Origin of the sequence: Solwaraspora sp. WMMA2080 (assembly GCF_027497395.1) — a bacterium.
In the GTDB taxonomy this organism is placed as follows: domain Bacteria; phylum Actinomycetota; class Actinomycetes; order Mycobacteriales; family Micromonosporaceae; genus Micromonospora_E.
Genome location: NZ_CP114910.1, coordinates 2663345 through 2676111 on the forward strand (window position 1 = coordinate 2663345; position 12767 = coordinate 2676111).

General features: G+C 71.2%; 12 protein-coding genes and 1 pseudogene. 7 read left to right on the forward strand and 6 right to left on the reverse strand.

Features of this window, described 5'->3' with window-relative positions:
• Positions 1–174 precede the first annotated feature (174 nt).
• A complete protein-coding gene (locus tag O7543_RS12235; protein ID WP_281555479.1) occupies positions 175–1263 on the reverse strand; it encodes a lactonase family protein in 1089 nt (362 codons plus the stop codon).
• Positions 1264–1412: 149 nt separating this feature from the next.
• Here O7543_RS12235 and O7543_RS12240 point away from each other — a divergent pair, with 149 nt between their 5' ends.
• The 3 genes and pseudogenes from O7543_RS12240 to O7543_RS12250 all read left to right on the forward strand — a co-directional run.
• Positions 1413–2081, forward strand: a complete 669-nt coding sequence (locus O7543_RS12240) for a GntR family transcriptional regulator (RefSeq protein WP_281553714.1) — start codon at positions 1413–1415, stop codon at positions 2079–2081.
• 3 nt (positions 2082–2084) lie between these two features.
• Complete coding sequence (locus O7543_RS12245) at positions 2085–2807, forward strand: (Fe-S)-binding protein (RefSeq protein ID WP_281553713.1); 723 nt, start codon at positions 2085–2087, stop codon at positions 2805–2807.
• Between the two features lie 285 nt (positions 2808–3092).
• Positions 3093–3470 (forward strand): annotated as a pseudogene (locus tag O7543_RS12250) (LUD domain-containing protein); the annotation flags it as partial.
• Between the two features lie 121 nt (positions 3471–3591).
• On the opposite strand, the gene O7543_RS12255 reads toward O7543_RS12250, so the two are convergent.
• The 4 genes from O7543_RS12255 to O7543_RS12270 are packed head-to-tail and all read right to left on the reverse strand — an operon-like array spanning position 3592 to position 7489.
• Positions 3592–4194 (reverse strand): ATP/GTP-binding protein, encoded by a 603-nt coding sequence (locus O7543_RS12255; protein WP_278167549.1) that lies wholly within the window; start codon positions 4192–4194, stop codon positions 3592–3594.
• Positions 4175–4561 carry a DUF742 domain-containing protein gene (locus O7543_RS12260; protein WP_281553712.1) on the reverse strand — a complete coding sequence of 129 codons (387 nt, stop codon included), beginning with the start codon at positions 4559–4561 and terminating at the stop codon, positions 4175–4177. Before O7543_RS12260 ends, O7543_RS12255 begins: the two co-directional genes overlap by 20 nt.
• On the reverse strand, positions 4551–4949 hold the full coding sequence (locus tag O7543_RS12265) for a roadblock/LC7 domain-containing protein (protein ID WP_281553711.1): 399 nt from the start codon (positions 4947–4949) through the stop codon (positions 4551–4553). Before O7543_RS12265 ends, O7543_RS12260 begins: the two co-directional genes overlap by 11 nt.
• 23 nt (positions 4950–4972) lie before the next feature.
• Entirely contained in the window at positions 4973–7489 is a 2517-nt protein-coding gene (locus tag O7543_RS12270; RefSeq protein ID WP_281553710.1) for a nitrate- and nitrite sensing domain-containing protein, read from the reverse strand.
• A gap of 325 nt (positions 7490–7814) precedes the next feature.
• Between O7543_RS12270 and O7543_RS12275 the strand changes: the two genes are divergently transcribed.
• From O7543_RS12275 to O7543_RS12285, 3 genes are all read left to right on the forward strand, one after another.
• The gene (locus tag O7543_RS12275; protein ID WP_281553709.1) at positions 7815–8429 is read left to right on the forward strand and encodes a hypothetical protein; all 615 of its coding nucleotides are present in this window, start codon (positions 7815–7817) and stop codon (positions 8427–8429) included.
• 11 nt (positions 8430–8440) lie between these two features.
• Positions 8441–9043 (forward strand): hypothetical protein, encoded by a 603-nt coding sequence (locus O7543_RS12280; RefSeq protein ID WP_281553708.1) that lies wholly within the window; start codon positions 8441–8443, stop codon positions 9041–9043.
• 151 nt (positions 9044–9194) lie between these two features.
• Positions 9195–9506, forward strand: coding sequence for a hypothetical protein (locus tag O7543_RS12285; RefSeq protein WP_281553707.1), 312 nt, complete (start codon positions 9195–9197; stop codon positions 9504–9506).
• Positions 9507–9619: 113 nt separating this feature from the next.
• Here the strand turns inward: O7543_RS12285 and O7543_RS12290 are convergent, their stop codons facing one another.
• Positions 9620–11434, reverse strand: coding sequence for a glycoside hydrolase family 6 protein (locus tag O7543_RS12290; RefSeq protein WP_281553706.1), 1815 nt, complete (start codon positions 11432–11434; stop codon positions 9620–9622).
• Between the two features lie 473 nt (positions 11435–11907).
• On the opposite strand from O7543_RS12290, the gene O7543_RS12295 reads away from it, so the two are divergent.
• A complete protein-coding gene (locus O7543_RS12295; RefSeq protein WP_281553705.1) occupies positions 11908–12765 on the forward strand; it encodes a glycosyltransferase family 2 protein in 858 nt (285 codons plus the stop codon).
• Positions 12766–12767: the final 2 nt, after the last annotated feature.

Here is a 12767-nt window from a genome sequence, read left to right on the forward strand (position 1 = left end):
GGGCATCGTGCCAGGTACGTTCGGACGAAAGTTACGGAGGAGAAACACTTAAAGGGAAAGTGGTGACTTCAGGTAGCCACGCCACTTCCGTACGCTTCGAGAAGTCCGGCAGGATGCTGTCGACCTCGACAAACAGCCCGCCGCATCACGAGCCAGGCATCAGCCGCACAGTCCTCAGAAACCCGGCAGGACGCAGGTCGGCGTCGGCGCCGCAACCGGGTCGCCGACCGGGGCCGGCACCCCGTCCGACGGGTCGATCCCGAACACGCCCACCGAGCCCGACCGCTCATTGGCGATGTACAGATGGTCGCCGACGATCGTGAAGTGGCGCGGCCAGTGGCCGCCGGTGGGCACCTCGGCGAGGTACCTCGGCTGGTCGGGGGCGGCCAGGGAGAAGACCGCGACGGTGTCCGGGCCACGGTTGGCGACGTAGAGGTACCGGCCGCCCGGCCCGACCGCGATCTCGGCGGGCTGCGCCCCTCCGGCCGCACCGGCGGACGACTCGCTCGCCGGCACCCGGGCGCGCTCGGTCAGCCCGCCGGCCCCGTCGATCTCGTACGCCGTCACGCTGGCATCCAGCTCCCCCACCAGATAGGCCCACCGGCCGTCGGGGTGCCGGGCGAGATGCCGAGGGCCGCTGCCCGGCGTCGCCGCCACGGCCGGGTCCGGCTCGGTCAGCGTGCCGGTCGCCGGGTCGAGCAGGTAGCGGTGCACGGCGTCGGTGCCCAGGTCGACGACGTACAGTCCGGCACCGTCCGGGTCCGGGGAGACCATGTGGGCGTGCGGACCCGCCTGCCGGTCGGGTCGCGGCCCAGTGCCCGAATGTGCCTGCAGATCGGTACGCGGTAGCAGCGCCCCGTCGTCGTCGACCGGATGCACCGCGACGCTGCCGCTGACGTAGTTCGCGCTGACCAGATGCCCACCCGTCGCGGCGAACGCCAGGTGACACGGGCTCGACCCGCCGGTGGAGCGACTGCCCAGCGGACGCAGCCGGTCGCCGTGCACCGACCAGGCACTGACGGTGCCCGCGGCCAACTCGTTGACCGCGTACAGCACCGGACGGTACGGGTGCCGGGCGAGGAACGACGGCGAGGCGCACTCGGCGGCCAGCGTCGGCTCGCTGAGCTGGCCGGTCGCCGGATCCCGTCGGGCGACCATCACCCCGGCCCCGTTCCCACCGCCCTCGGCCGTGTAGCAGCCGAGGTAGATCGTCTCCGCCGCCGGATTCAGCTCCACTGCGCGCACCGGACTCCCTTCCGCCATCCGCGTCGGCCGGGCCGGGCCGGAGCCCGAGCCGCCGGCGTCGGACACTCGATTCAACTCGAGCGATCCTATAGGATCTTTGATCTACCCGCTGCCGGGCCAAGCAACCAGGTCGACAGCCCGCAGGTCGAGCACCGAGGAGGGGTCCCGTGCGGCCAGCGCGTCGTCTCACCCTCACCGATGACGTGTACGAGACCGTCCGCGCCCAGGTGATGGACCACGTGGTCGCCCCGGGCGCCCGGATCAACATCGACGCCCTGGCCCGCGACCTGCGGGTCTCCCCCACCCCGGTGCGCGAGGCGCTCGCCCGGCTGGAAGCCGACGGGCTGGTCCGCAAGCGCCCGCTGGTCGGATACACCGCCACGCCGCTGCTTACCCACGACGAGTTCGACGAACTCGTCGAGATGCGGCTGATCCTGGAGACCGCCGCCGCCCGACGGGCCACCGCCCGGTCGGCGACCGCCGAGCCGGCCGGCCTCGAACTGCTCCGCGGGGCCGCCGACCTGCCCGGTCCGGTACCCGGCGCGCAGGGCTACGCGAGTATCGCCGCCTTCACCGCCCAGGACGCCCGGTTCCACAACCTGCTCGCCGAACAGTCCGGCAACCGGATGCTGCACGACGCGGTCGTCCGCCTCAGGCCGCACCTGCACCTGTTCCGGCTGCACTTCCCGCCCACCCACTACCGCACCAGCGGGGCCGAGCACCACCGGATCGTCGACGCGGTGGCGTCCGGCGACCCGGACCGGGCGGAGACAGCGGTGCGCGAGCATCTGCTCGCCGCCCGGCAACGCCACCTTTCCTTCTTCCGGCAGGGCTGACCGATGCGTGTCGCACTCTTCGTCACCTGCCTCAACGACGTGCTCTACCCGGGCACCGGGCGGGCCGTCGTGCAGTTGCTGGAACGGCTCGGGCACACCGTCGACTTTCCACTCGACCAGAGCTGCTGCGGGCAACTGCACGGCAACAGCGGGTACCGGGCCGAGGCGATACCCCTGGTACGCCGGTTCGTCGAGACGTTCCGCGACCATCCGGTGGTGGTCGCGCCGTCCGGTTCGTGCGTGGCGATGGTCCGCGACGCGTACCCGCGACTGGCCGCCGACGACCCGGCGCTCGCCGCCGCGGTCGAGGAGCTACGACCCCGGGTGTACGAATTATCCGAACTACTGGTCGACGTGCTCGGCGTCACCGACGCCGGAGCCGCCTTCCCGCACCCGGTCAACTACCACCCGAGCTGCCACGGGCTGCGAATGCTGCGGCTGGGTGACCGGCCGCTGCGGCTACTGCGTGCGGTCCGCGGGATCGACCTGATCGACCTGCCGGACGCCGAGGAGTGCTGCGGTTTCGGCGGTACCTTCGCGATGCGCAACGCCGCTGTCTCCAGCGCGATGCTGGCCGACAAGTGCCGGGCGGTACGCGGCACCGGCGCCCACTACCTGGCGGCGACCGACAACTCGTGCCTGGCGCACATCGGCGGCGGGCTGACCCGGTCCCGCAGCCCGGTACGGGCGGTGCACTACGCGCAGATCCTGGCCGGCACAGCGTAGGAGCCGCATTGACCAGCACCAACGCCAGCACCGGCACGTGACCGCCCGGTTGCCGTTTCCCGCTGCGGCGGGCTGACCCGGTCCCGCAGCCCGGTACGGGCGGTGCACTACGCGCAGATCCTGGCCGGCACAGCGTAGGAGCCGCATTGACCAGCACCAACGCCAGCACCGGCACGTGACCGCCCGGTTGCCGTTTCCCGCTGCGGCGGCCCGCGAGCTGGACAATGCCCACTGCGCGCCAACCTGCACCGGGCCACCCGCACCATCCGCGGCGAACGGGAACGGATGGTCGCCGAGCTGGCGGGCTGGGAGGCGCTGCGGGCCGCCGGGGCTGCGGTCAAGGACGACGGGCTGGCCCGCCTGCCCGAACTGCTCGCCGAATTCGAGGCGGCGGCCACCGCCGCGGGGGCCCAGGTGCACTGGGCACGGGACGCGGCCGAGGCGGGCCGGGTGGTGACCGACCTGGTCCGACGGACCGGCGCAGACCAGGTCGACGAGACCCTCGCGGCGGCCGGCATTGAAGCTATCGAGACCGACCTCGCCGAGCTCATCGTCCAGCTGGCCGGGGACACGCCGTCGCACATCCTGGTCCCGGCGATCCACTACAACCGGACGCAGATTCGGGAGATCTTCGCCCGCCGGATGCCCGGCGTCGATCTAACCACCCTCACCGACGACCCGGCGGCGCTGGCCGAAGCGGCCCGTCGCCATTTGCGGGAACGGTACACGGGCCGCGCCGGCTGGATGTCGTGCTGGTCGACACCGGCCGGCACCCGGCGGCAGGTCAGCCCGCCGGCACCGGCTGACCACGCAGGTAGGCCACATGCTCGACCAATGCGATCAGCACCGTCTTGCCCGAGCCACGGTTGCGGGCGTCGCACAGCACGATCGGCACATCCGGGTCGAGGTCGAGCGCACGGCGCACCGAGTCCTGACTGAACTGCTGCGCCCCCTCGAAACAGTTGACCCCGACCACGAACGGCGTGCCCCGCTGCTCGAAGTAGTCGACCGACGGGAAACAGTCGGCGAGCCGACGGGTGTCGGCCAGCACCACCGCACCGAGCGCGCCGAACGCCAACTCGTCCCAGAGGAACCAGAACCGGTCCTGACCCGGCGTACCGAACAGATAGACCTGCAGATCATCGTTGATGGTGATCCGGCCGAAGTCCATCGCGACGGTCGTGGTGTTCTTGCCCTCCACCCAGGACGTGTCGTCGGTGCCCAGGCTGGCGCTGGTCAGCACCTCCTCGGTCTGCAGCGGCCGGATCTCACTGACCGCGCCGACCAGGGTGGTCTTCCCGACGCCGAAACCGCCCGCGATGAGTATCTTCAGCGCGAGTGGGACCCGCCGGGAGGGCTGATGCCGGTTAGAGCGCACGGAGTCCATTGACCACCGCCTTGAGTATGTCGTCGTGGGGGTGAGTGGCCGAAGCCGGGGGTTCGTAGAGGGCGATCAGTCCGGCGGCGAGCAGGTCCCCGAGCAGGACCCGGACCACACCGAGCGCGAGATCGAGGTCGGCCGCCAGGTCGGCGACCGAGACCGGCTGCTGGGCCAACCCGACGATGCGCCGATGTTCCGGCTGCAGCGCGACCCTGCTGTCGGCGCCCTCCGGGGCTTTCGCCACGACGAAGGCCAGCAGGTCGAAGGTGGCGCCGGTGGGCTGCACCCGGCCACCGGTCACCGCGTACGGACGGACCACCGGGCCGGCGTCGGAGTCCAGCCAGTCGTGGGGTCCGGCCGGGTCACCCCGCATCGGATTGCGCCGCAGGTGTCCGGCTCGGCGTGCTGAGAGTCTGCCCGACCCGGGTGACCAGCATCGCCATCTCGTACGCGATGAGGCCGATGTCCGCATCGGCGGCGCTGAGCACCGCCAGGCAGGCCCCGTGCCCGGCCGCGGTGACGAACAGGTACGCCGACTCCATCTCGATCACGGTCTGCCGTACCGGGCCCGACCCGAAGTGCCGGCTGGCACCCTTGGCAAGGCTCTGGAAGCCGGCGGCCATCGCCGCCATGTGCTCGGCACCTTCCCGGGTCAGCCCTCGCGACGCGCCCATCAGCAACCCGTCGGCGGACAGCACGACGGCCTGCTGCGCGGTCGGGACCCGCTCGACGAGATCGTCGAGCAGCCAGTCAAGGTTCATCGCATGCCGCATGGTGTGCACAACTACAGCTCCCTCTCCGACTCTTCCGTCGCCGGGGGCGGCAGCACCGCGCCCGGAGGCGGAGTCGCGGTGCCCCGGACCGAGCCGGGCGACCCGGTCGGGGACGGTTCCGATGCCACGGAAGCCGGCTCGTCGCCGGAACCGGGGGTGCCGTCGCCGGCCGGCGGCACCGGGCCGCCGTTGACGATCGGCGTCGTGTCGCCGGTACCAGCCGGCTGGCCGGCCGCCGGCAGGCCGGCCGCCTGCCGGCCCCGGGCGGTTCCCGCCTGCAACGCGGACATCAGGGACCGCACCTCCTGCGGGGAGCGCTGCGGGGCTTCCCGCAGCGGCTGACCGTCGGCCCCGGACGAATCGGATGTCTGGCGCAGTTGGGGCGCCAGGCTGGACTGGCGTACCCGGCGCGGCAGGCCGTCCTCGGTGGTCGCGCCGGCGCCGCTGGACCGCCGGGTCGGCAGGGTGGTGGGACGGCGTCGGGCCGGCAGCTGAACCCCGGTCGGCTCCGCTGCGGGCTCGGGGCTCGGGCGGAGGGTGGCCAGCGCGTCCGGCGCGGGAGTCTGCCGGACCGTGGTCAGTGCGGTAGGTGGCCGACCGGACGGCAGCGCCAGCACCTCGGACTCGGGCACCACCAGCTCCGCCGGGATCAGCGTGACGGCGGTGATCCCGCCGAACGGTGACGGCCGGAGCCGGACCCGTACGCCGTGCCTGGCCGCCAACTGGGCGACGACGAACAGGCCGAGCCGGGCGCTGTTGTGCGGGTCGAAGTTCGGCGACTCGGCGAGGCGCTGGTTGGCGTCCTCGATCAAGTCCGGTTCCATGCCGAGGCCTCGGTCCTCGACCTCGACCGCGTACCCGTTGGGCAGGCTCTGCCCGATAACGGTGACCCGGGTCTGCGGCGGGGAGAAGGACGTGGCGTTCTCGATCAGCTCGGCCAGCAGGTGGATGACGTCGCCCACGGCCCGGCCGGCGACCGCTGCGGCCTCCACGGTCGTGACGTGCACTCGGGCGTAGTCCTCGACCTCGGAGACGGCGCCCCGGATCACGTCGACCATCGGCACCGGGTTGCGCCATCCCCGGCCCGGTGCCGCTCCCGCGAGGATCACCAGGTCCTCCGCGTGCCGGCGCATCCGGGTCGCCATGTGGTCGACCCGGAACAGGTCCTCCAGCTCCGTCGGGTCGGTGCTGCGCCGTTCCATCCGGTCCAGTACGGCCAGCTGCCGGTGCAGCAGCGTCTGGCTGCGTCGGGCGATGTTGAGGAACGTCTCGTTCAGCCCACGACGCAGCGCCGCCTCCTCGACGGCCGACCGTACGGCGGTCCGCTGCACCTCACTGAACGCGTGCCCGACCTGGCCGATCTCGTCGGTGCCGTACTCCAGCGGTGGGGCTTCGGTGACCACGTCGACGTCCTCGCCACGGCGTAGCCGGGCGACCACCCCGGGCAGCCGCTCGCCGGCCAGCTCCAGAGCGGCGGCGCGCAGCCCGGTCAACCGGTGGATCAGCGACCGGCCGACCCGCAGCGAGATCACCACGGAGACGATCACCGCGGCCAGGCCGACCAGGCCGGCCCCGGCGAGTCGGGCCAGAATGGCGATCGCGGTCGGCATGCTGCGTTCGGCCAGCGCGTCGGCGGCGAGCAGCTCGAAGTCGCGCAGCTGCTCCTGGACCAACTGGTAGCTGCCCCGCCAGCGGGACTCGGATACCGGCAGCCCGTCCTCAGTGGGCCCACCGGCGATCAGCGTGTCCTGCATCTGCCGTAGCCCGGTGTAGTCGTCGCCGGCGGCGAGCTGGTGGTAGGCCCGGCTGTCCGGGTCGGGCAGCTCGGCCACCGCCCGGTCGAACAGCAACCGCTGGTTGGCGACGGTCTGCACCAACTGCAGGTGGCCGGCGGAGGTCAGCTCACCGGCGGCGAAGGCCCCGGCGAGCAGGGCATCGGTCCGGCCGAGCAGGTCGCGGCCCAGCCCGATGTCGGTCAACGCCCGCGCCTGGCGGTTGATCTCGTTGTCCGGCAGCCCGGCCAACGCCCCGAACATCTGAAACGCGGTGTCGACGATGCCGCTGTAGAGGCCCAGCGCGCCGGCTGCGTCCATCTCCCGACGCTCGATGAACCCCCGGCCGGACGGCAGCAGCTCCAACTCGGACAGGGTCGCCGCGATCCGCTCGTCCAGCACAGCCGGATCCGCCGGCGGTTCGTCGCCGCGAGCGGAGCGCCGGAACTCGTCGACCGCCGCGTCGGTGGCCTCCCACTGGTCGCGCAACTGCTGCAGGTCACCGGCGCGCAGCGCGTTCTGCCCCTCGGCGCGGGACAGATACACCACGGAGAGCCGGCGTTCCCGCTGCAACTCGGCCACCACCGCCTCACCGGGGCGGCCGACGTCGTCGAGCAGTGCCTGGGCGCCCAGCAGGCTCAGCGCCGGGCCGATGGTCAACGACGTCGCGAAGATCCACAGCGCCAGCAGCGCGGCGATCGGGACAGCGACCAGCGCAACGATCTTCGAGCGGATCGACCAGTTGCGGGTATTCATCAGACCTCGCCGGCGCGGTGGTGGCTGAGCTGGCGCGGCGGATGCGAACCGACCGATCCGGGTAAGCGGAAGGTCAGTCGTGTCCGGCGCCTCCGGAAGGATACGTAATTAACGGCTCAGGCACTACCAGAGGCACTCAGCGGTCGATTGTGGGCACGGAGCGTACCGAAAGCGGCAGCATCCACGATCGTCGTCGCGACCTGCAGCGGACCATCCCGGCGAGCGATCCGGATCAGATGCCGACGAGATCGTCAAGGAAATGTGACAAACCTGGATTGAGATTCCGGGTCGAGCGGGAATACCAGGGTGAGAAGGAGGAACAACCATGTCGCCCATCGAGATCGTCCTCATCGCCGCCGTACTTCTCGTCGCGCTCGCGGCGCTCGCCCTGCTCGGGACCCGGTGGCGGCGGCGCCACGACCTGCGTGGCACCTTCGGTCCGGAGTACGACCGGGTCGTCGCCGAGCAGGACAGCCGCAGCGCCGCCGAACGCGAGCTCCGGCAGCGGGAACGCCGGCACGCCGAGTTGACCCTGACCCCGTTGGCTGAGACGTCCCGCGCCCGTTACGCCGCCGCCTGGGCCGACGTACAGACCCGGTTCGTCGACGCACCCGGCGCCGCGGTCGGCGACGCCGACGAACTGCTCACCCGGCTGATCGCCGAGCTCGGCTACCCGACCGGGGACTACGACGAGCAGGTGGCTCAGCTCTCCGTGGAGCACGCCCGTACGCTCGGCAGGTACCGCGAGGCGCACGAGATCCATCTGGCCAACGAGCGCGGGGAGGCGAGCACAGAGCAGTTGCGTCAGGCCGTGGTGCACTACCGGGCGCTCTTCGCCGAACTGCTCGGGGAGGACCCCGTGCCCACCTCGACCGCGACCGAGCAAGCCTCGACCCCGACCGAGCAAGCCTCGACCCCGACGGAAGCTTCGACCCGCTGAGGAGAGACATCATGACCCGCACCGATCAGTGGCACGACGAACGTACCGAGGTCATCACCCCGCACGGCGGACCGGGCCGTCCGGACGCCGGTCACGACCGCGACGGGTACGTGGACCCGGACCGTACCGAGGTCGTCTCCGGCATAGCGACGCCCGACCGGGACGAGCCGGTCCACCACGAGCCGGTCGAACAGCCGACCGCGTTCGGCGCCGCCACCGTCGGCGGCGCGGTCGCGGCCTCCGCCATGGCCGGCCCGGAGCGCCTGCACGAGCCGCGCGACCCCAGCGACGACGACACCGTACGGGTGGGCGACGGCGGCGAAGCGCAGCAGACCGGGCAGCCGGAGCCGGCGGGGATCTTCGCGGCGGAGCAGGCGGACGCGTTCCGGGACCGCTGGCGCGACGTGCAGCTGCGTTTCGTCGACGACCCGCACGCCGCGGCGGGCGAGGCACAGAACCTGGTGACCGAGGCCGTCGAGGCGCTCACTGCGGCGTTGACCGCGCAGCGTGACGAACTCGGCGGGTGGACCGACGCCGGTCCGGAGGACACCGAGCAACTGCGGATGGCGGTCCGCCGCTACCGGGATCTGCTGGACCGGGTGCTGTCGAACTGAGCCGTCGCCAGAACCTGACCCTACCGATCTCTGTGACCTCCGGTGCCAGTTGCGCCGGAGGTCACGCGTTTTCCGCCGGCCGGTATCCGCGCATATCCGCCTCGGTCGCGGGTACCCGGTGAATCCACGGTTCGGACGGGAGGGGACGGCCATGACGGACCGCGAGGATGCGATCGGCCGGGTGCCGCTGGAGGAGGAACCAGCAGTGGCCGCAGCGGTCGAGGACGACACCACCGTACCGCTGCTGGTCACCGACCCGGACACCGAGCAGGACAGTCCGGACTTCCAACCCCCGATCGGCCAGTCCGGTCCGGCACGAGTACGGACCGGCGCCGAGCAGCCGTGGGACGCGGAGGACCTCGCGGTGGCCAAGGGTGGCGACGGCAGTCCGGAGCAGGTGGACCGGGCGCGCCAGGAGCTGGAACACGACGGTGCCGCAGCGATCGAACGCACCGTACCCTGACCTGCCGTGCCCTGACCTGGGCGCTGACCCGTCAGGGGCAACGGCCGAAATGGGGCGGGGCCCGGTGCCGTGTCCGGCACCGGGCCCCGCTCAGTGTCGAGCGTCCAGCCTTGTCACAGTGGCGGGTACGCGTTCGCCATCAGCTCCTGGAACTGAGCCGAGAACCAGTGCCCGGAAACCGGCGCGTTCGGCAGGGCACCACTCATGTTGTTGTTGTTCCGCGGGTTACCCGTGTACGTCGGGTCACACATCCGGTCGAAACCCTTACCCTCGTCGTTCGGGATCTCCCGGCTCGACCCGTCCGACTCACCCGGCGGCTTGATCCACACGTACGCGTCGATACCCGAAGCGGGCGCCGCGGTCGGACGCTCGCCCAGACCGGCACCCGACTGGTTGCACCAGTTGCCCTTCTGGAACCGCCGGTCGATCCGCGACTCGTCGACGCGGGTGTCCACATCGGTGGCGTTGCTCGGACCGGTCGGCCGCGCCGAACCACCCCAACCGTTACGCGACGTGTCGATCAGCATGCCGACACCCGACGGGAACCCAGCCTGCACCAACCGCTGCCGGAACGCCTGCGCGAACGACAGCTCGTCGTTGTAGTTGTTCCAGTCGATCCACGACGACTGGCGAGTGTTGCTGTCCACCGTGATGTACGGCTCCCGCAACGCCGAGTAGTTCGCCGTGTTCGTGATGAACCCGTGCACATCCGACGGCGACGCACCCGACGCGTTCGCCGCCTGCGCGATGATCTGCGCCGTCGGACCGAAGTTGTCCTCCCAGCCGATCCAGCCGTGGTGCCCGGCGTCGATGTAGTTGTACACGTTCGGCACGTCACCCAGCTGCGAGATCGCGTAACCGACACCCGTCACGTAGTTGCCGTTCGCCAGCATCACGTCACACTCAGGCGTCGCCGTCGGCCGGCTGCCCACGTTCGTGATCAGGTTCGGCAGCGAATCGATCTCGATCACCGCCACGATCCGCAGATTCCGGTACGCCGCCCGACCCACGATCTCCGCGATCGGATCGATGTACTCCGTCCGGTACGCGCCAATCTCCGTCGGACCCAACTCACCGTTGGACGCCAACGCCGCACAGTCGCGACCCGGCAGGTTGTAGATCACCACCTGGAAGACCAGCGGACGGCTACCGTTCGCCGCGTCCTGCCGCACCGCCTCGTCCAGATGGTCGGCCAGACCCATGTCACCCGTCGTCGGGCTGTTGTTGCCGTAGATCGCGCTCGTGCGGTCCAGCCACACACCCGTCGGCTCGTCCGCGATCCGGCTACCACCCGCCTCAGCCGCCGCGTTCGCACTCCAGATCGGGTTCACGTACACATCCGCGCCCACGTACGGGTTGTCCACCCGCGGCCCACCCGGCGGCGGAGACGTCGGGGGCGCCGTCGTCGGCGGCGCCGTCGTGGGCGGCGGCGCGGTGGTAGGCGGGGCGGTCGTCGGCGGCGCCGTGGTGGGCGGGGCGGTCGTCGGCGTGGTGCCACCGTTGCACGCCACCCCGTTGAGGCGGAACACCGTGGGCGCGGTGTTGGTGCCGGAGTAGCTTGCATTGAAGCCGGGGTTGACGCTGGCGTTGGTGCCCAGCGAACCGTTCCACGGGGCGTTCCGAAGAGTCACCCGGGTGCCACTCTGGGTGAACTCACTGTTCCACGCCTGAGTGATCCGCTGGTTGCCGGAGTAGTCCCACTCCAGGGTCCAGCTGCTCAGCGGGTCACCGAGGTTGGTGACGGTCAGGTTGGCGGTGAATCCGGTGTTCCACTGGTTGACCGAGTAGTCGACACGGCACCCGGCGGCGGCGCTGGCCTGGGTGGCCGCGACGACGAGTACACCGGAGCCGAGTACGACCGCGGCGGCCGCGGACAGCCCGCGGCGCATCCGCGAGCGCCCGGCGCCGCGTAGTGGGTTCAGGTTCATGCGGAGTTGTCTCCTCGCGACATAACTGGTCGCCGGCGCATCGGCCGGGACCCTGGTGAGGTCGGTGCACCACCTGTCGTCGGACGGACGACTCGGCGGTCGGATCGCCGGCCGGAAGATCCGGTTGCCCTCGGCGAAACAGGTGTGCTTGGCTGGCTCCGCAGCGCCAATCGATCATCATCATGCCATGGGAACGCTCCCACCGCAACCGCCCGGAAACCTGCTGGTGATGGTTCCCCGCCCGGCGCGGCTCAGCGCACACGCCCGACATCACCTGGTGCCGGCTCTAGTCGAACCAACTACGCAACGGCGGATGTGACCCGGCCCACCGACCCGCGCGGCGCCCGAAATAACCGGCATATCAGGTTGTTGACCCCCGGTGATGGACCGCTAAGTCAGTCCGGGCGGCGCGCGAACGGCCCCGCGTCGCCTGGTGTCCCGCACCCTCCCCCCACCCCCCGGAGGACACCGGCATGTCCGTCTACGCCAGCACCCGGGTACACCCGACACCGCCCGCACCGCCGACCCGGCACGGCCCGCACCTGCCGTCGGTGACCGTCGTCATCCCCACCATCAACGAGGAACGGAACCTGCCGCACGTCTTCGCCCGGCTCCCCCGTGACGTCGACGAGGTCGTCGTCGTCGACGGCGGCTCGGTCGACCGCACGGTGCAGGTCGCCCGGGCACTCTGGCCTGCGGTGCGGATCGTCCAGCAGACCCGTACCGGCAAGGGCAACGCTCTCGCCTGCGGGTTCGCCGCCGCAACCAGCGACATCGTGGTCATGATCGATGCCGACGGGTCGACCGACCCGGCCGAGATCCCACGCTTCGTCGCCGCGCTGCTCGCCGGAGCCGACTTCGCCAAGGGTTCCCGCTTCCGCGCCGGTGGCGGCAGCCACGACATCACCCCGCTGCGCCGGCTCGGCAACGAAGGCCTCAACGGCATGGTCAACCTGCTGTTCGGCACCCGGTTCACCGACCTGTGCTACGGCTACAACGCCTTCTGGCGACGGGTGGTCCCAGCGCTGGACCTGCCCGACCCGACCACCCCCCGGCCCGCCGACGGCAGCAAGCTGTGGGGCGACGGTTTCGAGATCGAAACATTGATCAACGTCCGGGTCGCCGCCCACGGGCTGCGGATCACCGAGGTGCCCAGCATCGAGCACCTGCGGATTCACGGCGAGAGCAACCTCGACACGGTGCGCGACGGCACCCGGGTGCTGCGCACCATCCTCAGTGAGTTCGGCCGCGAACGCCGACTGCGCCGGACCCGCCGGCAGCACCGCCGGCAGCGGACCGCCACCGTACCGGTGACCGTCGAGGAGGGCTGAGC